This is a genomic window from Flavobacterium sp. 28YEA47A, assembly GCF_041262125.1.
GTDB lineage: Bacteria > Bacteroidota > Bacteroidia > Flavobacteriales > Flavobacteriaceae > Flavobacterium.
Map to the genome: position 1 here is coordinate 55,979 of NZ_JBGCCI010000007.1, position 21,961 is coordinate 77,939.

Genomic DNA, 21,961 nt, shown 5'->3' on the forward strand with positions numbered 1-21,961 from the left:
GCTAAGGTTGTGTGTTTTGTATGCGAAATAGGAAGTTATAGAAAGTAGAATTTCATATCTTCTTTCATCTGGAATAATCTTAGATCTGGTGTAATTATTCTAATCTGCGGCTAAAAATCTCAATAGAAACTAAAGATCGATACTGTATAATTTCAATTTGTTATAAAGTGTCTTACGGTCAATATTTAGCAATTTGGCAGCTTTGGTTTTATTAAAGCCTGCTTTTTCTAATGCAGAACGGATTGCCGATTCTTCATTTTCTTTTGAATAATACGGAATCGCATTTTCCTGCTCTATGGCAGTACGCATTTCTTGTGGCAACACATCAATAGGAACGGTATTGGTTTTTGTAAGCAATACAGATCTTTTGATCGTATTTTTCATCTCACGAAGGTTTCCAGGCCAGTCATAATTCATAAATAATTCAATGACTTCGTCATCAAAACCTTCAATGTTTTTTTCGAGATCATCATTAGCCAAAGCCAGAAAATGATGTGCAAAAACCATAATATCCTGCTTTCTTTCGCTCAATCTAGGAGCCTGGATGCAAAATTCATTGAGCCTGTGATATAAATCCTCACGGAAATCTCCTCGCTTAACAGCTTCGGAAAGATCTTCATTAGTGGCAGCAATGACACGGATGTCAACCTTGATTTCATGATTGCTTCCTACCGGTTTTACTTTTCGTTCCTGCAATGCGCGAAGTAGTTGAATTTGTACTTCATAGGAAAGGTTTCCTACTTCGTCCAAAAACAATGTTCCACCATTCGCAGCTTCAAAATGTCCGGTTTTGTCATTGATAGCTCCGGTAAAGGAACCTTTTATATGTCCGAAAAATTCGCTTGAAGCTAGTTCTTTGGGAATAGCACCACAATCAACAGGAATAAAAGGCTTGTCTTTACGCTTGCTTTGCATGTGTATGGTATGTGCAATGTATTCTTTTCCCGTACCGCTATCGCCAATGATTAATACAGACATATTGGTAGGCGAAACAAGACCGATGTATTCATGCAGCTGATTGGATATAGAGCTGGCGCCTTTTACAAAAGCAAAATCGGAAGTTTCTTTTTTTTCTTTTTTCTCGGCAACAGGTTCCGGCTTCTCAAGTCTCTTTTTTAGAGACTGTTCGATAGTGTGAAGAATCTCGTCAGGATTGATAGGTTTACCCACATAATCATAGGCTCCCAATTTCATGGCACTGACGGCTGTTTTAATATCAGTATACCCGGTCATTAGAACAACCTGGGTCTTAAAAGAAGTTTCTTTTATATATTTTAATATCTGGATACCGTCACTGTCTGGCAGTCGGATATCTGTAAGGACAACATCAAAAATTTGATTTCGTATCGCTTCTTCAGCTTCTTTCGCATTGAAAGCATTGGTAACATCATAACCTTTTTTTTGCAAGAAGGTTTTCAGCATTACACAAAAAGACGTGTCATCATCAATCACCAAGATTTTCGAACTCATATTGGGGTACTAATGTTTTTCACAAATTTAAAATTTTAAACCAATTTTAAATGTTAATATATGTTATAATATAAAAACAATAAAGGAGATGCCCCCACATCTCCTTTATATTGCGAAGAATATAAATTCTTCCTTCAACAAACTTAACTTAAACTATGCTTCTTTTATAAGCTCACCTGTAGCCGTGAAATAAGCTGTAACGGTCTTATCATCTTTTGAAAGTACCAGCTTGAATTCTCCGTCGCTAGCAACGTGTGCTTCCTTTATTGTATATCCGCCATATTTTGAACTGATGTTTTTTAGTACATCAGCTGGAATAGCAGATGGTTCAATTGGTTTATATTGTTTTTCCTGAATTACGGAAATTTCATTTGTCATTTTATTTGATACCGCAGCGTTTACCCCAACTCCTAATATTAATCCGGCTAATACTAAAATCTTTTTCATAACAATTTTTTTTGGGGTAATAGCTGTGTTTCTTTTTCGATTAGTTAATAGAAAGAAATGTGCCATTTTGAGAAAGTTATGCCGAATGGTTGTAAGTATCTGTAAATCAGTGTTATTTTTGTTTTTTTAATTATTGTTGAATGTGGGGAATATGTGTAAAAGTGTGGAATTTGTCTAAAAAAAGTGTGGAATTCAACAATTTTAGTGACATTTTGAGAATGTAAGAAAAAGCTGATTCTCGTGATTTAGTTATAAAAAAGTAAGAAAAGTTACAGAAAAGATTATGTCTAAAGAATGAGATGTGAAAAATAACAATTTTCAAAAAAAACTTTTTATGGGTTTTGCAACTCTGCGATTTTTGCGTAAAAAATAGCTCGCAAAATCGCAGAGTCATAAGGGTTTGGATGGATGAGCAAACCCGGATAAGTTTTGAGCTGCTAATTGCAGTATTTTTTTTACTTTAGCCAAAACCAATCTGTCAACTGTAGATCTAATGATTAAGAGAATAGTTTGTCTGTTTTTTTTGATTGCATTAAGTTGTAAATCAAATATTTATGATAGCGGATCAGACAGTCTTGCCAAATCGTATAAGGTAAATCAGGAATCGGTTGCGAAGACCTTAGAATTTCTTGCTTCTGATGAATTGCAAGGCAGAAAAGCTGGGTCAGAAGGAATTGAAAAGGCGGCTCAATATCTGGAAACTGTTTTTTCGCAAAATCATATCAAGCCTTATTTTAAGACCTATAAAGACACGCTTTCTAACTATCCAAAGTTAGCGTATAATATTGTAGGGTATTTGGAAGGAAATGACCCAAAACTAAAAAATGAATTTGTAGTTGTCGGAGCACATTATGATCATATTGGCCTGGCAAAAGAAGCAATAAACGGAGATACTATTAATAATGGAGCAAATGATAATGCTTCCGGGACTACGGCAGTTACAGAAATAGCAAAATATTTTGGCAAGTTTAAGTCAAATAAAAGAAGTCTGCTTTTTGTGTTTTTTTCTGCCGAAGAAGAAGGATTGTTAGGCTCAGAACATCTTGCGAAAAAATTAAAAGCACAGAATTTTAATATCTATACGATGCTGAATTTTGAAATGATTGGTGTTCCTATGAAACGTGATTTCACAGCTTATATAACCGGATATGCAAAATCGAATATGGCTACTAAATTCAATGAATATTCAGGGAAAAATCTGGTTGGTTTTGTACAGCAGGAACTGACATATAGGTTGTTTATGGCTTCAGATAATTATCCGTTTTATAAAGAATTTAATGTGCCTGCACAGACAGTTTGTACATTTGACTTTGAAAATTTCAACTATTACCATCAGGTACAGGACGAATTTAAGCTGATGGATACGGCACATATAACATCTTTTATTCAGGATATGTTGCCAGTAGTTGAAAAAATGGCAAATTCTTCCACAAAAGAAATTGCTTTGAAGAAATAATTAAAGGCTGGCAAGGAGTTTACGCCTTATAAAGATAAATTGATTTCACCGGTTTGTTTCAGTTGCGGAATTTTATTTTACCCACAGATTAAAATAATTTGCAGATTTAAGAAATCTATACCAAATGAAAGAAAGTATGAAATGTTAACTTTCAGTGATTTCTCTTTATGAACTTTGCGGCTCAGCGTCTTTGCGTGAGAAATGGCTCGCAAAGACGCAGAGCCGCAGAATAAAAAAGTATAACTTATAATGCAAGGATAGCTTTGCGATTTAAAAATTAGAATGAAAAATATTATCATAACAGGAACAAGTAGAGGAATTGGTTACGAATTAGCTTTACTATTTGCAAATGCAGGTCATCAGGTTTTGGCTATTTCCAGAAAAACACCTCAGGCATTAATAGAAAATCCAAATATAACCTGCCTTTCTGTCGACCTATCTAAAGAAGACGATCTGGCTAAAATTGAAAACTTTCTTTCTTCTGCATGGAAACAGGTAGATGCCATTGTCCATAATGCAGGAGCCTTATTATTAAAACCGTTTTCCGAAACATCAACACAGGATTTTGAGAAAATTTATAAAGTAAATGTTTTTGGAGTTGCTTCCCTGACCCGAATTTCATTACCTTATTTGAAACCGGGAAGCCATGTGGTGACTATCAGCAGTATGGGCGGTATTCAGGGCAGTATGAAATTTGCCGGACTTTCGGCCTACAGTTCCAGTAAAGGAGCCGTAATTACGCTTTCTGAACTGCTTTCTGAGGAATATAAAGAAAGAGGAATTTCGTTTAACGTATTGGCTTTAGGATCTGTACAGACTGAAATGCTTGCCGAAGCTTTTCCGGGCTATCAAGCTCCGCTTTCAGCAAAAGAAATGGCAGATTACATCTATGATTTTACTTTAAAAGGGAATAAATTTTATAACGGAAAAGTACTACAGGTGTCTTCATCAACGCCTTAATTTGTTATAGAAAGAAAGAGCGACTTTTTTATTCTCTATAAAGGTAACCACTTCAATTTTTTTGCCCCTGTCGATAGTATTGAAAGACACATGATGTTCTTCAATTTCGTTCTGACTGTTCAGTGAACAGCTAATATGGGAACCTTCAATTTCGATTTTAAATTGAATCGGAATGTCAGTGTTGTTTTTAATCCACAGGTCTTTATATCCATAAACAACAGTAGCGTCGGCACCTAAAGGAGTAAAACGCTCTTCTTCGGAATAAATGTCGACAGAATGATTGTGTCTTTCCAATATCTGGAGATTGGCTGTCAGTGCCGTATGATAGATGATTCCAGAAAGCTGACAAAGTCCGCCGCCAACTTCTTCAGAAATTTTCTGATTTACGATGTTTCTTCCTTTTTTAAAGCCGTTTCTTTCGGAAGGATATCCCACGGTTTTCCAAAAAGAAAACAGTTCGCCCGGATAGATACAAATTTCATTAATTGTTTTGGAGGCCAGTTTCAGGTTATGGATTTTGTTCTCTAAAAAGGTTCCCTTTTTTATTTCTTGCTGAATTGTAATGGAGAAACCGGATATATTTTCATGTGGCCTTTTTTGGGCAAAGCGATTTTTAGAAATAAATTTAAGATCGGTAATCTTTCTTTTTATTACCTTGAATTTTAACTTTACGAAATTTGGGATAAGTTTTTTCACCTTTTTGCTTTTTCTAATTCGATAACGAGGTAAGAAGAATACTCTTTGAGAAAGGTTTTACAAAAAAGAGTATCGATTTTTTGCAATAAAGGTCGGATTGAAGAAGGAAATCTGTGGATGGGAAAAAAGAGTATTCCCTGATACTGTTTTATTTTCCAGTCCTGTTTTATAAGATTTTCGATATCTTTTATTAAAAGGGCATTAGCGCCATGCCAGCCTTTGTTTTTGTAATTGAAAAGCCTTCTCCTTTTTTGAGAAGGAAAATCGAAAATCAACCTGCCGTTCTCTTTTAATTTTTGATGTGATTCATTGAGGAAATCTGTTACAGCGGTTTTGTCCAAATGCATCAGAACATGGAAAGAAAAGATAATATCAAAGAAAGCATCCGGATGTGGAATTTGAGAAACACTTCCCAAATTAATGGTTTTGTCCGGGAATTTTTCCTGAGCTATTTCGATCATTTTTGGACTGATGTCTACACCATGATTTGCATAATTCATAAATCTTCCTGTTCCGCAACCTAAATCCAGAATATTAGCAGTGCTGTTATGAGGCAAACGTTTTTCAAGATAGGTCCTTTCTTGTATGTCAATATAGGTGCCGTAGGAATTTCCAAACCTGTTTTGGTCATAAGTGGATGCTAATTCATTATAATATGTTTTTATTTCTTCAATCATATTCTAAATGTATAGCTTTTCTACCAAAAATAAATAAATTTGTAATAATGAGTGAAGTCTTGTCAAAATACCTGCCTGAACATGCTGTGGAACCTTGTTTCGAGTTGATTAAGGCTAATGAAGTCCATCTTAAAATTGTCAATGAACGTGTTACACGTCATGGCGATTATAGAAAAGGTCTGGGTGGGAAACATGAAATCACTGTCAATTCCAGTTTGAATAAGTACAAGTTCCTGATGACGCTGATTCATGAAATCGCACATCTGGTAGCCTTTAAAAAATTCGGAAGGAATATTAAGCCTCATGGCAATGAATGGAAGTATACGTTCCAGCAGTTAATGGTGCCTTTTATCCGACCTGAAATTTTTCCAAGCCATATATTGCCTCTAATGGCAAGGCATTTCAGAAATCCTGCGGCAAGTAGTGATACTGATGCGACTTTGTCATTGGCTTTAAAGCAATTTGACAAAGAAAATGACAAAAGTTATATTTTTGAGATACCTTACGGGAGTTTTTTCAGGATTCATAACGGCAAAATATTTAAAAAAGGAGCTCAGAGAATTAAAAGATTTGAATGTGAGGAAGTAAGTACGGGAAGAACTTATCTGTTTAGCCCCAATGCTGAGGTTGAGCTTTTGCCGGCCCGATGTTAATGTTGATTAAATGCTTTGATTTAAATTTAGAAATAAGAATATTTACATAGAGATTGTATAAACTCTTTATCCAAGATGAATAAAAATTATTATGCCATATTAATGGCTGGAGGTGTCGGTTCACGATTTTGGCCGGTTAGTACCAGCGAATTTCCAAAACAGTTTCACGATATGCTGGGAACTGGAGAAACCTTGATCCAAAAAACATTCGGAAGATTGTCTAAATTAATACCGGAAGAAAATATTTTTATTCTGACCAATGAAAGATACAATGACCTGGTTTTAAGTCAGCTTCCACAAGTGAGACAGGAACAGGTATTGCTGGAACCGGCAATGAGAAATACGGCTCCTTGTATTTTATATGCTTCGCTGAAGATAAAAAAAATAAACCCAGACGCTGTTATGGTTGTGGCTCCAAGCGATCATTGGATTGAAGATGAAACCGCATTCATAAACAATCTGCAAACTGCTTTTGACTTCTGTGAAAAAGATAACGCCTTGATGACTTTAGGGATCCAGCCTACTTTTCCAAATACGGGTTTTGGCTATATTGAATACGATAAGTCGGATGCAAACAATATAAAAAAAGTAAACCAGTTCCGCGAGAAGCCAGATTATGAAACAGCAAAAGAATTTTTAAAAAGCGGTAATTTTCTTTGGAATGCCGGAATATTTATCTGGAGTGCAAAATCAATCATACAGGCTTTTGAGACATTTCAGCCCCAAATGTATAACTTGTTTATGTTGGGTTATGGTGCCTATAATTCAGATTTGGAAAAAGTTTTTATAGAGGAGAATTATGCCGATTCTGAAAATATTTCGATTGATTACGCTGTTATGGAAAAAGCACCGAATGTATTTGTGCTTCCTGCCACTTTTGATTGGAATGATTTGGGAACATGGGGCTCATTATACGAAAAACTTCCAAAAGATAACCAGCTGAATGCAGTTGTAAATGCATCTGTTTTTCTGGAAAATGCTTCCAATAATATCATCCGTACTGATGCAAAAAAATTAATTGTTATTGACGGATTAAACGATTATATTATTGTCGATAAAGAAGATGTACTGTTGATTTATCCTAAGGGAAAAGAACAGGAAATAAAAAGAATTAGAGAGATTATGAACAAATAAAAAAAAGAGGCTGTCCAAAAATAACAGCCTCTTTTTTTGTCCGTTTTTTTGTTCCGCTCCGTAAGAAAGGTCTCAAATATTCAATTCTCAAAGGCTTTTTATAGCGAAATGCAGTATATTTCCAAAAAAGAAACAAAATGACAGAATTTGAGATCAGTCTGAAACAATACTTCGGAATTGTTAACACAGAAGAACTACAATCCATTACATCTTTATTTGAGCCGGAGCTATTGAAAAAAGGAGATTATTTCCTTAGAACAAATAAAAAATGTGATCGGCTGAGTTTTGTGCAATCCGGGTTTTTGAGGATTTTTCTCGAAACGGAAACCAAAGAGATTACGCAATGGATTTCTACAAAAGGTTACTTCGTTACCGATTTGTCCAGTTTTATTTTTGACCAGCCGGCTCGTTGGACCATTCAGGCATTAACCGATGTAGAGATTTATACTATCAGGAAAAGCGAATACGATAAGATAAAAACTGCTATTCCGAAATGGCCTGAGTTAGAGAAACTGTTTATTGTACATTGCTTTACAACACTAGAAGACAGAATCTTTAGCCATCTTTCTATGACCGCAGAAGAACGCTATTATTTTTTCTTCGAAAACAATAAAGAATTATTCAATCAGGTTCCATTGCAGTATATTGCTTCAATGCTTGGTATGACACCTGAAACTTTTAGCCGGATAAGAAAAAAGCAACTTTCTTGAATTCTTGATTTTTATCAAGCCGACATCATTATACAAAACAGACCTTTGTGATGTTCAATTAAACACCATACAAATGAAGCGTCTATTTTTAGTATCAGCAACCCTTTTGATGAGTATAACAGTTATGGCAAAAGAAATCAAAACAGAAATCGTTATTCAGGCAACACCTGAAAAAATATGGTCAATCCTTACCAATTTTGAAGATTATCCTAATTGGAATCCTTTTGTAAGTTCTATAGAAGGTACTGTTGATATAGGTAATAAAATCAAGGTTCGTATCCATCCGCCTGGTGGAAAGGAAATGACTTTCAGACCCGTCATAATTACTAAAATAGACGAAAAAGAATTGAGCTGGCGTGGCAAATTGCTCGTTAGTGGGCTATTTGATGGAGAACATAAATTCGAACTTATAGACAATAAAAACGGAAGCGTAACATTTATCCAGAGCGAAAAGTTCAAAGGACTGTTTGTATGGATGTTTAATCTGAAGAAAACAGAAGATGGCTTTAATCAAATGAATGAGAAATTAAAAGAACTTGCCGAAAAGGAGTAATATAGATTAGGAAGTTGCGCTTTGTCATCTAATCACGCAGAATTGAGCCGCTATTTTATGATTATTTAAAAAATGTCCGATACTCCTGACATAGGGCTGTCACTGGTGCATTTTACATTTGTTCTGTAATCAAATTAATAGAGCAATGAAAAAAAATTACAGCATATTATTTTTATCCTTCATGTTCGTATCTGCAACGGCTCAAATTCAAACAAAAACTTCTAAAACTATGGACAATCAAACGATCCAACGATTTCATGTAATCGGAATTTCGACAAGAACAACCAACAAAGACGGACAAGCCGGCAAAGATATCGAAGCGCTATGGGTCAAATTTTGGAACGAAGAGATTCAAAAACAAATTCCAAACAAAGTCAGTGATGAAATTTATGCCGTTTATACAGATTATGAAACCGACTTTACCGGTTCTTATACTACAATTATAGGATTGCCGGTTAGTTCTTTAGAAAATATTCCGGAAGGATTTGTAGGCCTAACCATCGAAACGACGTCCTACAAGAAATTTATTTCAAAAGGAAAAATGCCTGAAGCAGTCATCAACACCTGGCTTGAAATATGGGCAAATAAAGAGCTTAATTTAAAACGCGCCTACAAGGCAGACTTTACCGTTCACGGAAAAAAATACTATGACGGAAATAACGCAGAAGTAGAAACTTTTATATCTGTAAAAGAATAATTTGTTTGAGTGGGCTTTTGAATTGGGAAGAGTATAAACTTCGGACAAAGGAAGTAGCAGGGGAGTTGGCTTCAGCTTTATATGTTCAATTTTTTTGTATTTTTAGCTGAATCCTAACTTCTGTGGAGTGGTAAAACTACACTTTGAACCTGTTAAGAAATAAGTACGTTGGAGAAAAAAGAACCAATACATACAACATTAGATAAATTTCAGATTGTTTCTCCATTCTCAAAGGAGTTGTTTATACAGCGGGCACAAATCACTGAATTGCCGAAAAATAAGATTATTTTTATCGAAGGCAAGAAAAATCAGTCGGAGTATTTACTGCTTTCCGGAGTAGCACACCGCTACAACATTTCGGATAAAGGAGATATTGTTACGACAGGATTCTATATGTCAGATTCCGTAATAACACCTCATTTTGCGAGAACCCATAAAGGGAAAAATATTTTCAGTTTACAGACTTTGACCGAAGCCGTCATTGCAGAAATTCCAGTTAAAGAATTGGATTACCTACGATATACCAATGAAGAGTTTCAAGCATTCGGACAACGAATCATCGAGACTGAGCTCGCCAATAATTTTTTCAATGAAGTTGTCTTTCGTTCCTATAATGCCAAAGAACGACTTCTTGCTTTGCGGAAACAATTTCCTAATCTTGAAAACCTGGTTCCCCATACTATTATTGCTTCTTATATAGGTATTACAAAAGTCTCATTTAGCAGGTTGAGAAATGAGTTGACCAGAGAATAATACACTTTTATCAAATGATAACGGTTTACTATTTTGCCGGACTCATATTTGTACCATTAATCTATTAAAAACATAAAAGATGAAATGGTACAAAGTAGCATTATTGGTTATGTTGGCAACTAATGCCTATAGTCAGAGTAAAAAACAATTAGAATTATTTGCGGTAGGAGGTTTGCAAATGAACACTTTTAGTTCCGGATTTAATACCAATGTTAGTGATAACATAAATTCTTTTGGTTTAGGAGCGGGAAGTCATTTTTATATGGGTAACTTTTTTTTAGGAACAACATTCCAATTCTTTAATGGTTCACAGAAAAACTCGGAGTATAAGCTCTCCCTTTCAGGAATGAATTCTACTTTTTCTATAGGGTATAATCTACTCCAGCATAATAAATTAAAATTGGCACCGAGTATAGGACTTGCCAACTTCGCTAATAAGGTAATCAGAGATGATATGAAAAATAACAAATCAGAGTATTTTGATAAAAATAATTTTGGATTTGTTCCTGCTCTTGATTTTTCATATATCAATTCCACAGGTGTGTTTTATGGGGCAAGAGTAGGCTCTACTATAGCAATGAATGGTGGGAATCCGTGGAAAAATGGAATTTATGAAAATGCATCCGTATTCACGGACAATACAAATTCATTTTTTATTCAGATTAAACTTGGCGGAGTTCTCGACATAAAAAAGAAAGAAATGCCAGTAGAGACCAAACATGCAAATCTTCCATCACTACAAAAAAATACGGACATGAATACTTCTATAGTCAACAATAACGGAGACAAATTATACACTAGAATTTACCCGAATCCTGATAAAGAAACCGTCTTATTATTGCATGGTGGACCAGGCTTTCCAAGCGACCTGACAGAAGTTGCAGATACTCTGAAGGAGAAGTTTCAGATCATTACTTTTCATCAGAGAGGAACAAAAAAATCGCCTTGCGCAAGCAAAGATTATTCAATGGAAGCGTATTTGAGCGATGTGGAAGCAGTTCGGAAATTTTATCAGATTGATAAGTTCCATTTGTGGGGACATTCCTGGGGTGGACTTTATGCTCAAATTTATGCTGAAAAATATGCGGATAATTTACTGAGCCTATTTTTATGCAGTCCCGGTTCAGGAACCAATATTCAGTGGAAGCAAACCGAAAAAGAAGTAATGCAGCTCAATAAATCGAAAACTACCGGCTGGCAATGGACAAAGATGGGCATGAATAGCTTCTTTGGGATGTTGGGAAGTGATAAGGCCTACAAACGTCTTTTCAAACAGGTAATGAAAAATTACAATAACGGATTTATACCGACAGGCAGTTCTGATATCAGCGAAGATTTTGATTTACTGAAAGCAGCTCCGATAAATAAAACAAGACCTGAAATTGTAAAATATCATCTGTTAATGGGATTATCGGAACCGGATTTTAGAATAACCATTCAATATGGAGATCAGGACATTTATAAAACAAGCAAAAACTTTGTGATAGATCGTTATCCAACAGCAAAGGTATTTACGGTTTTAAATTCAGGCCATATTCCCTGGTTGCATAACCCGGAGGCCTTTAAGGATATTGTTGCCAATCATTATCAGCAATAGAGGATTGTTGTAGTTGTGATAAGTGCAGTTTAATCAGTATAAATACAGACCGAAGATTCATTATCCCGGTCTGTATTTTATGTTTCAAGACTAGGCCTTTTTTTCTTTCTCTTCATCTTCCACATCAGCAAGAAGACTTTCACGTACTTTTTTGAATAGGTCAGATGAATATACGAACTCAACAATCGACTTGTTTTTCGTTTCTAGGATTTCTTCATTAGTTCCTTCCCATTCTTTTATTCCATTTTTCAGGAACACGATTTTTTCTCCAATCTGTAAAACGGAGTTCATATCGTGTGTATTGATGACGGTAGTCATATTGTATTCTTTTGTGATTTCCTGAATCAGTACGTCAATCAATATTGAAGTTTCCGGATCTAATCCAGAGTTTGGCTCATCACAAAAAAGATATTTAGGATTGTTTACGATAGCTCTTGCAATTGCAACACGCTTCTGCATTCCTCCAGAAATTTCTGAAGGATATTTATTGTTGGCATCGACAAGATTTACTCTTTCAAGAACCTCGTTTACACGATCGCGGATTTCATTTTTTTTCTTGTTGGTAAACATTTTTAAAGGGAAACCAACATTTTCTTCTACCGTCATGGAATCGAAAAGGGCGCTTCCTTGAAATACCATTCCGATTTCAGTTCTCAGCTCTCTTTTTTCATCTTTAGACAGTTCAGAATAAACTCTCCCATTGAAAGAAATAGTGCCTTCATCAGGAGTGTGGATTCCAAGTAATGTTTTAAGCAACACAGTCTTTCCGGAGCCACTTCGCCCAATAATAAGATTGGTTTTTCCAGCCTCAAAAGTGGTTGAAATCCCTTTTAATATCTGTGAATCGCCAAATGACTTTTTTATATCTTTTACTTCGATCATGAGCTTAAAAGTAATTGTGTTAGAATATAGTTCATGAGAATCACCACGACACTCGTCCATACGAAGGAAACGGTACTGGCTTTACCAACTTCCAAAGCTCCACCTTTCATATAATAACCATGAAATGAAGGGATAGTTGCCAAAATAATAGCATAAACAATTGTTTTTATAAAAGCATACACGATATGGAATGGGATAAATTCCGTCTGCAGACCCGTGATAAACTCATCACTTGAGGTCAGGTTTCCATATACGGAGGCCATATAACCGCCTAAAATTCCCAAAAACATACTCAAAGCAATAACAAAAGGATAAAGCATCAAGGCAACAATTTTTGGAAATACAAGATAGTTGAGTGAATTGACTCCCATTACTTCCAGAGCGTCGATTTGCTCTGTTACTCTCATTGTTCCGATGCTGGAAGTAATAAACGATCCAACTTTTCCGGCCATAATTATGGAAATAAAAGTAGGAGCAAACTCTAAGATAACGGATTGCCTGGTGGCAAAAGCGATCAAAGTTTTTGGAATCAGAGGGTTTGTCAGGTTCAATGCCGTCTGGATTGCAACAACACCTCCAATAAAGAATGAAATAAAAGAAACGATTCCTAAAGACCCGATAATCAAATCGTCAATTTCCTTCAGAATGAGCTGTTTCATATAGGACCATTTTGTGGGTTTGTTGAAGATTTCCTTCAACATAATAAAATAGCGTCCTATCTGGGTTAAGTATCGAATTATCATTATGAGTTTCTAAATAATGGCTAAAATACGAAATTTGTCAAGAGTAGCTGGTTTTGCTTTGCGAGTTTTTTAACTAATAAATAGTTGCAGCAAATCACAGTAATTTTTCCTTCATTTTTTTTAATCGGTAGTCTCTGATAAATTTGGCTTGCTCTTTGGTTACTAGTAGCGGCTTCTTCTCAGATTTGGCCTTTAGAAATCCTTTTATATAATCAAAAAACAAAAAGGGTTTCTTTTTTAGCATGGCCAGTTTAGCGGATGCTATTGCCGTAATAAAAAAACCATAACCCAAAGTATAGAAGGCTTCGCCTTGTTTGTAGCGTGCTGTTTTATTGTAATTGGCTCCGGTTGGCTTTAAATGTTTTACTTTTAAGGACTGGTCTGTTACAACTTTCCAACCATAAAACTGGCATAGCAATTCGTCGACAGTATCCCATCCCATGGCAGGTTTAAGGGTTCCGATTTGAAGAAAACATTCTTTGCGATAGGCTTTAAAAGCTCCCCGAATATGATCTTTGTCGGTCAGGTTTTCAAGAATCCAATCGCCATTTTTTTCGATATAGGCAAAACCGCCCGCCATTCCTATTTTAGTATCTGATTTGAAAATATTGAGAATCGTTTCAAAATAGTTTTGCGGAAGGATCAGGTCAGCATCCAGTTTTACAATGATATCATAATTAGCATCCAAGGTTTCATATCCTTTATGGAAAGCCTGAATAACTTTGCTTCCGGGAAGATGGATGGCTTCGGATGTTTTCTGTACAAGGTTTATAAACGGATATTGAGCTGCAAATTCCCTAACAATTGTTGAGGTAGTATCGGTTGAATTGTCATCTACCACAACCACTTTTGCAGGAGGAACTGTTTGTTCAACCAACGATTGCAATGTCAGAGTAATAAATGCTTCTTCGTTATGAGCCGGAATGACGATATAATAGTTCATAGTTTCAGGAATTATTTTACTTTCTCTGCGTAAACTATATAATATCGGTTAGTGAATCTTCGCAATAAAGGCCTGATACCAAACTTTTTTACCGGATTTGTCCATTTTTGGCGATCCAGTATTTTCCATCCGGTTTTTTCCAATAGCCAATCGAGCTGCCAGTCTTCAAATTCATGATAATGGCGGTCCCACATATCGGTTTTGCTTCGGTAAGCCGGAGAAAACCAAAGACGTAGCGGAATAGAAATAAATAATTTGTCTGATTTTATATTTTGCAATACGGCATACGGATTCAGCAAATGTTCAAAAATTTCAAAAGCTGTTGCAACTGTATATTGCTGTGACTGTAGCGCTGTCTGATTATTGTCAAGATCCTCTCCGGTAGTGTTTATGACCTGGAAACCGTTTTCTTTCATAATTTTAGAGAACGGATTTTCAACTCCTAAATCCAGGATTGTCTCTGAAGAATTGATATGCTTGTTTAAAAAATCAAGCGTGTGCTTGAATCTTTTTTGCGGAAAAGTTTTTTCGTACATCTTGTATCAAGTTTAAGGCTTCGAGCAATGAAGCCAGAAACCGAACTTTTGTTATAGTCGATACGTAAATGCATTAACATTCATTCCCGCACCAACGGATGCAAAGATAATAACATCTCCTTTATGAAGTTCCTGATTTTCAATTTTTCCTTTAATCAGCAAATCATATAATGTTGGGACGGTAGCCACGCTGCTGTTTCCTAATTTGTGGATGCTCATTGGCATAACACCTTTTGGCGGAACTGCTTTGAAGAGTTTGTAAAATCGGTTAATGATTGCCTCGTCCATTTTTTCGTTGGCCTGGTGGATCAGGACTTTTTTGACTTCCGAAATGTCTATCCCGCTTTTTTCAAGACAACTTTTCATCGCCATTGGAACCTGGCCTAAGGCAAATTCATAAATTTTTCGCCCAAACATTTTAATGTAACGTACATCCGGATCCAGTTCCTTATTATAGGACTTCCCAAAAAACAGATAATTTGCTTCTTCGTATGCAAATGTGGCACTTTCGTAGGATAGTAAACCTTCACTTTCTTCTGTGCCTTCAACAATAGTCGCTCCTGCACCATCAGCATAAATCATAGAATCGCGATCGTGTGGGTCTAAAACTCTTGAAAGTGTTTCAGCACCAATTACAAGGCAGCGTTTTCCCATTCCGGATTTAATAAAAGCATTGGCCTGAAGTACGCCTTCAATCCAGCCCGGACATCCGAAAAGAATATCATAGGCTACACATTTTGGGTTCTTTATCTGAAGTTTATGCTTGATTCTTGATGCCAGACTTGGCAGAATATCGGATTGGATTTTTCCATATTGTACATCACCAAAATTATGAGCTACTATAATATAGTCAATCGTTTCAGCATCAATCTTTGCGTCCGCTATCGCTCTTTGTGAAGCCAAAAAGCCAATGTCTGAGGCCAACAGATTCTTTTCTGCATAACGACGTTCTTCTATTCCGGTAATATCTTTAAATTTTTCAATAATGAGTTCTGTTGGATGCGATAAAGGCTCGCTATTATCGTCCAAAAAAATATGATTATCAAAATCGTGATTGGCGACTTTGATTTCTGGAATGTAGCTTCCAGAACCTATAATTTTTATGTTCATTACTGAAAGATTATTGTTTTTTGCTAATGTATTAAAAATTAACGCGCTTCATTGCAAAAAAGTATTATGCATGCATACAATTATGAAATAGTCAATTTTGTGTCTTAATAATTAAGAATATGATTTTATTTTAAGCAGATTTATGCAGTTTAATTTGCATCACGGTTGCAATGGAAAGGGCTTTGGTTTTGATTTTTTCTGAATTTTCGCCTGAAAAGTTTTCATCTACAGTCAGATAGAAGGTGTCAAGCCAGATTTTGAAATGCTCCGTAGTCAATTTTGATTTTTCATTAAGGTCCAAATGGAGCTTAAGCACGTTGTTTTTATAATTGCCTTTGCCAAACAAACTGAGATTCCAGAAATCTACAATAACAGGTAAATGATGTTTCATATCTATCTTGGCAACTTCGGTAAACAGATAATTAATGGCTTTATTTTGGAGCAATTTTTGATAAAAATTGCCCATCAGCAGGGTTAAATCTTCCCGGTTTTCAAGGTCTTTCATGACGTTTTTAGTGAGTTTTAAAATTAGCTTAATATTTGATTAAGAAAAAATAGCAGGAGTTTTTTTTGTATGCAAAAATCTTATATTTGTTTCAAAATCAACAATCAACATCAAAAAAATGAAAAAAAGTATTTTATTGTTAGTATTATTAATGACTTCATCATTAATTTTTGCGCAATCAGACAAAATTTTTAAACACAATGGAGAAACCGTTAATGGAAAAGTTGTGCGCTTGGACGAATATGTAATCGTATTTAAATATGATGGTGAAGATGCTGAAAACTCAATAGGAAAATATGCTATTGAAAAAATAGTTTACGGCAAAAGCGGAAGGGTTGAAGAAGTTTCCGAAAAGATTGATGTAAAATCAGAGAATGATTGGGAGAAAGTAGTTATCCTTGAAGAGAAGTCGTATATAGCCGGATTGAAAAAAGGAGGAGAGGTAAGAGGTAAGACTGCCCTTATCAATTTCCAGACAGGAAACACGGGCGATAAAAAAGCAGAGAAAAAACTAAAGATGGAAGCTGCTAAATTAGGATGTCCATTTATCCTGCTTATTTCTGATAAGACTACTGTTGGAGATAGTTCAAATGCTCTGGGTGGTACGCAAGCTATCAAAAAAGGTGTTGCTTATAAATATTAAAAAGTATTCAAAATAAAAAAAGCCGATAGTTTACTATCGGCTTTTTTGTTTTATAAGATGTCTATTAGCTTTCCATGTAGGCTTCAATTGGAGCACATGAACAAACTAAGTTTCTGTCACCATAAGCGTCGTCAACTCTGCGAACAGATGGCCAGAATTTATTTTCTGCAATATATTCCAATGGGAAAGCAGCTTCTTCTCTGGTGTATGGGAAATCCCAAGTGTCGGCTGTAAGCATTGCCAATGTATGGGGAGAATTTTTCAAGACATTGTTTTTGTCGTCAGCAGAAGCTTTTTCGATTTCTTTTCGGATGGAAATCATCGCATCACAGAAACGGTCTAATTCTTCCAGGTTTTCACTTTCTGTAGGCTCGATCATCAAAGTTCCAGCTACCGGGAAAGAAACTGTAGGAGCGTGGAAACCGTAGTCCATCAAACGCTTTGCAATATCCGTAACTTCAATTCCTTTTTCTTTAAACGGACGGCATTCGATAATCATTTCGTGAGCCGCACGTCCCATTTCTCCAGAATATAAAGTCGCATAATGACCGTTCAGTCTTTCTTTGATATAGTTGGCATTCAAGATGGCATGCTGGGTTGAACTTGTTAAACCTTCAGCGCCAAGCATAGTGATATAGCCATATGAAATCAAGCAAACCAAAGCAGAGCCCCACGGTGCAGCAGAAATTGCGGTAATTGCATGATCTCCGCCTGTAGCGATTACTGGGTTTGTAGGCAAGAATTCTACTAAGTGTGGTGCAACACAAATTGGTCCAACACCAGGTCCTCCGCCTCCGTGAGGAATAGCGAAAGTTTTATGCAGGTTCAAGTGGCAAACGTCAGCTCCAATTGTAGCCGGATTTGTTAGTCCTACCTGAGCATTCATGTTAGCGCCGTCCATATAAACCTGTCCGCCGTTTTCGTGTATGATTTTTGTTACTTCAATAATAGAGGCTTCATAAACTCCGTGAGTAGAAGGATAAGTTACCATCAAACACGCCAGGTTATCTTTGTATTGGATAGCTTTAGCTCTTAAATCTTCAACGTCAATATTTCCGTTTTCAGATGTTTTTGTAACTACAACCTGCATTCCTGCCATAGTTGCTGTTGCTGGATTTGTTCCGTGAGCAGAAGCTGGGATTAAGGCGATGTTTCTATGCGATTCACCTCTTGACTGGTGGTAAGCGCGAATAACCATCAAACCGGCATATTCTCCTTGTGCACCAGAGTTTGGCTGTAAAGTTGTTCCTGCAAAACCAGTAACAACATTTAGCTGCTGTTCTAGTTTTTTCAACATCGTTTGGTAACCTTCAGCTTGTTCGATAGGGGCAAAAGGGTGTATGTTGTTCCAGTTTGCCATGCTTAAAGGCAACATTTCAGCAGCAGCATTCAATTTCATCGTACATGAACCCAAGGAAATCATCGAGTGATTTAGGGCCAAGTCTTTTCTTTCCAGCATTTTGATGTAGCGCATCAAAGCTGTTTCTGAATGGTGCTTGTTGAATACTTCATGTGTCAAGAAAGTACTTGTTCTGTTCACGCTTCCTTGATATTGAACCTGAGCGGCCAATTCAGTTACTTTTATGGTTTCTTTTCCTGCAACTTCAGCAAAAATAGAAATCATAGTATTGATGTCGGCTAAACCGGTTGTTTCATTAAACGAAATTGAAACCGTATCCTTGTCGATATAATAGAAATTGAATTCGTTTTTCTCAGCAATCGCTTTTACTTTCTGAGCATCCGCTTTTACAACGATAGTATCAAAGAAAGAAGTATTAGCTTGCTGGATTCCTAGTTTGCCCAAAGCATCGGCAACTGTTACAGCAGAAGCATGTATTTTTCCGGCAATATAATCCAAGCCTTTTGGACCGTGATATACAGCATACATCCCAGCCATAACAGCCAAAAGAACTTGAGCTGTACAAATGTTAGATGTCGCTTTTTCACGTTTAATATGTTGTTCGCGAGTTTGGAGTGCCATACGAAGAGCACGGTTGCCATTGGTGTCAATAGTTACACCAATAATTCTTCCCGGCATACTTCTTTTATATTCTTCTTTGGTTGCAAAAAAAGCAGCGTGAGGTCCGCCATAACCCATCGGGATTCCGAAACGTTGTGTTGTACCTACTACTACATCTGCCCCCATTTCTCCCGGAGAAGTCAGTTTCACCAAACTCATGATATCAGCAGCAACGGCTACTTTTATCTCATTTGATTTTGCCTGTGCAATGAATGCAGCATAATCGTAAACCTGACCGTATTTGCCCGGATATTGAAGAATTGCTCCAAAGAAATCAGTTCCAAATGTAAATTCTTCGTGGTTTCCTACTACTAATTCTACACCGATTGGAGTTGAACGAGTCTGCAAAACCGATAATGTTTGCGGCAAAATTTCTTCAGAAACGAAGAATTTGTTTGCGTTGTTCTTTTTCTGGTCGCGGGTTCTTACGTCAAAAAGTAATGCCATAGCCTCAGCAGCGGCAGTTCCTTCATCAAGAAGAGAAGCATTTGCGATTTCCATTCCTGTCAGTTCGATAACCGTTGTCTGGAAATTCAAAAGAGCCTCTAAACGTCCTTGTGCAATTTCAGCCTGGTAAGGCGTATATGCCGTATACCATCCCGGGTTTTCAAAAATATTTCTTTGGATAACCGCAGGAACAATTGAAGGATGATAACCCAAACCAATGTATGACTTGAATACTTTGTTTTTATTTCCTAGTTTTTGAATATGATCTAAATATTCATATTCAGTCATGGCTGGTTCTAAGTTCAGGGGCGCTTTTAGACGGATGTCATCAGGAAGCGTTTCATAGATCAATTGGTCAATTGATTCAACACCAATAGTTTTCAGCATATGCTGCAAATCGTTTTCTCTCGGACCGATGTGTCTTAAAGCAAAAGCATCTGTTTTCATATAATATTGTCGTGGGTTGTTTTTTGTGGCACAAAAATACTTATTAATCTCAGAAATAAATCCTTTTTTAACATGGTTTTTTTAGGAAATTTTCAACGAAAACTCGGTGTTGTTAACAGTTTCGCTATTTTTGCAGGATGCAGGTTATCAGACGACTATTTGATTTTTATATCAACGGCAGCATACACGTCGCTGTTGCTGTTTTGTCGCTGGTTTTAATGACCAACCATATGTTCCAAAATCCTTTTGATTTGTCGATGGCAGGTTTTGCTTTTTTTGGAACAATTTTCGGGTATAATTTTATCAAATATGAAGACTTTTTTAGAAATAAAAAGCCTTTACGATTTGAACTCAAAGGCATTGCTGTTTTAAGTATGATTGCTTTTGCTGCGGCAGCCTATTTCTTTTTCCATCTGAAACTAACTACCCAAATTACGGCTTTTGTTTTCTTTGGACTGACTTTTTTGTATACGGTTCCGATACTGTCAAGCAGGAAGAATATCAGAAACTGGAGCGGTGTCAAAATTTATATCGTGGCGCTTTGCTGGGCAGGAGTTACTACCTTGCTGCCTTTAATGAATGTGGGAACCGAAGCCTTTTCGGATATGATTCTTAAATTTTGCCAGCGTTTTTTACTGGTTATCAGTCTGATCTTGATTTTTGAGATTATCGATTTAAAGACAGATAGTCCTACTTTGGGTACTGTGCCACAACGGATAGGAGTGAAGAAGACCAAAATTGTAGGTATACTTTTACTGGTACCGCTTTATTTTTTAGAATTCCTGAAAAGCACGATTGATACCAATCAGCTTTTTGTCAATGCCATATTGGTTTTGGTTACTTCACTTTTTATGGTTTTTGCTAATGAAAACAGATCGAAATATTATACTTCTTTTTGGGTTGAAAGTATTCCGGTTTTTTGGTTGGGATTGGTGTATTTGTTTTGACGTAACCCTTTCGAGGTTGAAAACCCGCCAGGGTTGGATTAAAAGTTTAAAATAACAAGTAAGATAATTACTCTGTAAATTACCCAAGTATAACAAAGAGCTGTTGGAAGTTCTAGGATTTTGATTCTTCTGAAATGTTCTATGAGCATGAGCAAAACTGTGATAGCAAACCAAGCGAGTATAATGATTTCAGGAATATCTATAAGCTGATTTAGAATTAAGATTGGTGTTAAGAGTATAGAGCCTGCTAAGGATACAGTCATCAGGTTTCCTGTGTAATTTAATAGTGTTCTACGTCCAAGTTTTAGTAAAAACATATTTTGAAAAACAATTTGCCCGAAGGCTATTATCAATTCTCTGCTGAAATTTCCAATAGGCAGATTGGGTATCAGTTTAGAATAATTGTATAGCGTTAAAGCTGTAACCAAAAGGGTAAAGATGATATAAATAATCCGGTACTTGTAATTAAAACTTGGTACGCATTGCAAAACAGTATCATTGGCTTTTTTGTTTGGGATAATTACTTTTCGATTGTATGAGATAAAAGAATAAAGCTTCTTTAGCAAATATTTCACAGGAGGAACGTTTCCGACTTTTTCCATCCACGGAAAAGAATTTCCAATAACTTTCAACAAGCTGTCAATGCCATATAAGACAGTTTTGTTTTTGTTGTCAACTAAAGCGATTTCATTTGAAGCTCTTTTGAAATCAACAAAGTTGTGTTCTTCGGTTGTCAAATTAGAGAAGGGTTTTTTGCCGTTTTTGTCAAGCATTCCTGTTTTTATAAAACCTGTTGTGTAGGCTTGACAGAGTGGGCAATCTTCGTCATAAAGTAGTGTTTGGTTTTCAAGGGTTTTCATAATCAAGTGTTTTGATTAATAATTTGAAAAAATAAAATGCCGTAACATTCGGGATGAGCGTTACAAAAAGTATCT

The 21,961-nt window shown here is 36.1% G+C and carries 23 protein-coding genes; 11 read left to right on the forward strand and 12 right to left on the reverse strand.

The genetic code is table 11. The features are described from left to right. Positions 1-129: 129 nt before the first annotated feature. Together ABH942_RS11280 and ABH942_RS11285 are read right to left on the reverse strand one after the other, a co-directional pair. Positions 130-1,470 (reverse strand): sigma-54-dependent transcriptional regulator, encoded by a 1,341-nt coding sequence (locus ABH942_RS11280; protein ID WP_370032023.1) that lies wholly within the window; start codon positions 1,468-1,470, stop codon positions 130-132. A 153-nt stretch (positions 1,471-1,623) separates the two neighbouring features. After that, the gene (locus ABH942_RS11285) at positions 1,624-1,917 is read right to left on the reverse strand and encodes a hypothetical protein (RefSeq protein WP_370032025.1); all 294 of its coding nucleotides are present in this window, start codon (positions 1,915-1,917) and stop codon (positions 1,624-1,626) included. Positions 1,918-2,413: 496 nt separating this feature from the next. Between ABH942_RS11285 and ABH942_RS11290 the strand changes: the two genes are divergently transcribed. Then, entirely contained in the window at positions 2,414-3,373 is a 960-nt protein-coding gene (locus ABH942_RS11290) for a M28 family peptidase (RefSeq protein ID WP_370032344.1), read from the forward strand. Positions 3,374-3,655: 282 nt separating this feature from the next. Beyond that, positions 3,656-4,333 carry an SDR family NAD(P)-dependent oxidoreductase gene (locus ABH942_RS11295; protein WP_370032028.1) on the forward strand — a complete coding sequence of 226 codons (678 nt, stop codon included), beginning with the start codon at positions 3,656-3,658 and terminating at the stop codon, positions 4,331-4,333. Here ABH942_RS11295 and ABH942_RS11300 read toward each other — a convergent pair. Together ABH942_RS11300 and ABH942_RS11305 are read right to left on the reverse strand one after the other, a co-directional pair. Then, positions 4,322-5,029 carry a VanW family protein gene (locus ABH942_RS11300; RefSeq protein WP_370032030.1) on the reverse strand — a complete coding sequence of 236 codons (708 nt, stop codon included), beginning with the start codon at positions 5,027-5,029 and terminating at the stop codon, positions 4,322-4,324. The genes ABH942_RS11295 and ABH942_RS11300 overlap by 12 nt on opposite strands. After that, positions 5,026-5,706 carry a class I SAM-dependent methyltransferase gene (locus ABH942_RS11305; RefSeq protein ID WP_370032032.1) on the reverse strand — a complete coding sequence of 227 codons (681 nt, stop codon included), beginning with the start codon at positions 5,704-5,706 and terminating at the stop codon, positions 5,026-5,028. The genes ABH942_RS11300 and ABH942_RS11305 overlap by 4 nt, the downstream gene beginning before the upstream one ends. A gap of 47 nt (positions 5,707-5,753) precedes the next feature. Here ABH942_RS11305 and ABH942_RS11310 point away from each other — a divergent pair, with 47 nt between their 5' ends. The 7 genes from ABH942_RS11310 to ABH942_RS11340 all read left to right on the forward strand — a co-directional run bounded on the left by ABH942_RS11310 (position 5,754) and on the right by ABH942_RS11340 (position 11,803). Beyond that, positions 5,754-6,359 carry a SprT-like domain-containing protein gene (locus ABH942_RS11310; RefSeq protein ID WP_370032034.1) on the forward strand — a complete coding sequence of 202 codons (606 nt, stop codon included), beginning with the start codon at positions 5,754-5,756 and terminating at the stop codon, positions 6,357-6,359. 75 nt (positions 6,360-6,434) lie between these two features. Beyond that, positions 6,435-7,493, forward strand: coding sequence for a mannose-1-phosphate guanylyltransferase (locus ABH942_RS11315; RefSeq protein WP_370032035.1), 1,059 nt, complete (start codon positions 6,435-6,437; stop codon positions 7,491-7,493). A gap of 137 nt (positions 7,494-7,630) precedes the next feature. Continuing rightward, entirely contained in the window at positions 7,631-8,203 is a 573-nt protein-coding gene (locus ABH942_RS11320; protein WP_370032037.1) for a Crp/Fnr family transcriptional regulator, read from the forward strand. A 73-nt stretch (positions 8,204-8,276) separates the two neighbouring features. Then, positions 8,277-8,756 (forward strand): SRPBCC family protein, encoded by a 480-nt coding sequence (locus ABH942_RS11325; RefSeq protein WP_370032039.1) that lies wholly within the window; start codon positions 8,277-8,279, stop codon positions 8,754-8,756. Positions 8,757-8,985: 229 nt separating this feature from the next. Next, positions 8,986-9,453 carry a GyrI-like domain-containing protein gene (locus tag ABH942_RS11330; protein WP_370032346.1) on the forward strand — a complete coding sequence of 156 codons (468 nt, stop codon included), beginning with the start codon at positions 8,986-8,988 and terminating at the stop codon, positions 9,451-9,453. 168 nt (positions 9,454-9,621) lie between these two features. Then, complete coding sequence (locus ABH942_RS11335) at positions 9,622-10,206, forward strand: Crp/Fnr family transcriptional regulator (protein WP_370032041.1); 585 nt, start codon at positions 9,622-9,624, stop codon at positions 10,204-10,206. A gap of 79 nt (positions 10,207-10,285) precedes the next feature. Next, positions 10,286-11,803, forward strand: coding sequence for an alpha/beta hydrolase (locus ABH942_RS11340; RefSeq protein WP_370032043.1), 1,518 nt, complete (start codon positions 10,286-10,288; stop codon positions 11,801-11,803). A gap of 90 nt (positions 11,804-11,893) precedes the next feature. Here ABH942_RS11340 and ABH942_RS11345 read toward each other — a convergent pair whose 3' ends face one another. The 6 genes from ABH942_RS11345 to ABH942_RS11370 all read right to left on the reverse strand — a co-directional run bounded on the left by ABH942_RS11345 (position 11,894) and on the right by ABH942_RS11370 (position 16,522). Then, positions 11,894-12,685, reverse strand: coding sequence for an ABC transporter ATP-binding protein (locus tag ABH942_RS11345; RefSeq protein ID WP_370032045.1), 792 nt, complete (start codon positions 12,683-12,685; stop codon positions 11,894-11,896). After that, positions 12,682-13,431 (reverse strand): ABC transporter permease, encoded by a 750-nt coding sequence (locus tag ABH942_RS11350; protein WP_140000572.1) that lies wholly within the window; start codon positions 13,429-13,431, stop codon positions 12,682-12,684. Before ABH942_RS11350 ends, ABH942_RS11345 begins: the two co-directional genes overlap by 4 nt. 91 nt (positions 13,432-13,522) lie before the next feature. Continuing rightward, positions 13,523-14,371: a glycosyltransferase family 2 protein gene (locus tag ABH942_RS11355; protein ID WP_370032047.1), complete on the reverse strand. Its 849-nt coding sequence runs from the start codon at positions 14,369-14,371 to the stop codon at positions 13,523-13,525. Between the two features lie 11 nt (positions 14,372-14,382). Next, positions 14,383-14,907, reverse strand: coding sequence for a methyltransferase domain-containing protein (locus tag ABH942_RS11360; protein WP_370032049.1), 525 nt, complete (start codon positions 14,905-14,907; stop codon positions 14,383-14,385). 51 nt (positions 14,908-14,958) lie between these two features. Further along, on the reverse strand, positions 14,959-16,017 hold the full coding sequence (locus ABH942_RS11365; RefSeq protein ID WP_370032051.1) for a 3-oxoacyl-ACP synthase III family protein: 1,059 nt from the start codon (positions 16,015-16,017) through the stop codon (positions 14,959-14,961). Between the two features lie 130 nt (positions 16,018-16,147). Next, positions 16,148-16,522, reverse strand: coding sequence for a group III truncated hemoglobin (locus ABH942_RS11370; RefSeq protein ID WP_370032053.1), 375 nt, complete (start codon positions 16,520-16,522; stop codon positions 16,148-16,150). Between the two features lie 118 nt (positions 16,523-16,640). On the opposite strand from ABH942_RS11370, the gene ABH942_RS11375 reads away from it, so the two are divergent. Next, positions 16,641-17,165: a hypothetical protein gene (locus ABH942_RS11375; RefSeq protein WP_370032055.1), complete on the forward strand. Its 525-nt coding sequence runs from the start codon at positions 16,641-16,643 to the stop codon at positions 17,163-17,165. A 64-nt stretch (positions 17,166-17,229) separates the two neighbouring features. On the opposite strand, the gene gcvP is transcribed toward ABH942_RS11375, so the two are convergent. Beyond that, positions 17,230-20,079 carry an aminomethyl-transferring glycine dehydrogenase gene (gene gcvP, locus ABH942_RS11380; RefSeq protein ID WP_370032057.1) on the reverse strand — a complete coding sequence of 950 codons (2,850 nt, stop codon included), beginning with the start codon at positions 20,077-20,079 and terminating at the stop codon, positions 17,230-17,232. Between the two features lie 137 nt (positions 20,080-20,216). Between gcvP and ABH942_RS11385 the strand changes: the two genes are divergently transcribed. After that, a complete protein-coding gene (locus ABH942_RS11385) occupies positions 20,217-21,026 on the forward strand; it encodes a hypothetical protein (protein ID WP_370032059.1) in 810 nt (269 codons plus the stop codon). Positions 21,027-21,064: 38 nt separating this feature from the next. On the opposite strand, the gene ABH942_RS11390 is transcribed toward ABH942_RS11385, so the two are convergent. Continuing rightward, positions 21,065-21,886: a DCC1-like thiol-disulfide oxidoreductase family protein gene (locus ABH942_RS11390; protein ID WP_370032061.1), complete on the reverse strand. Its 822-nt coding sequence runs from the start codon at positions 21,884-21,886 to the stop codon at positions 21,065-21,067. Positions 21,887-21,961: the final 75 nt, after the last annotated feature.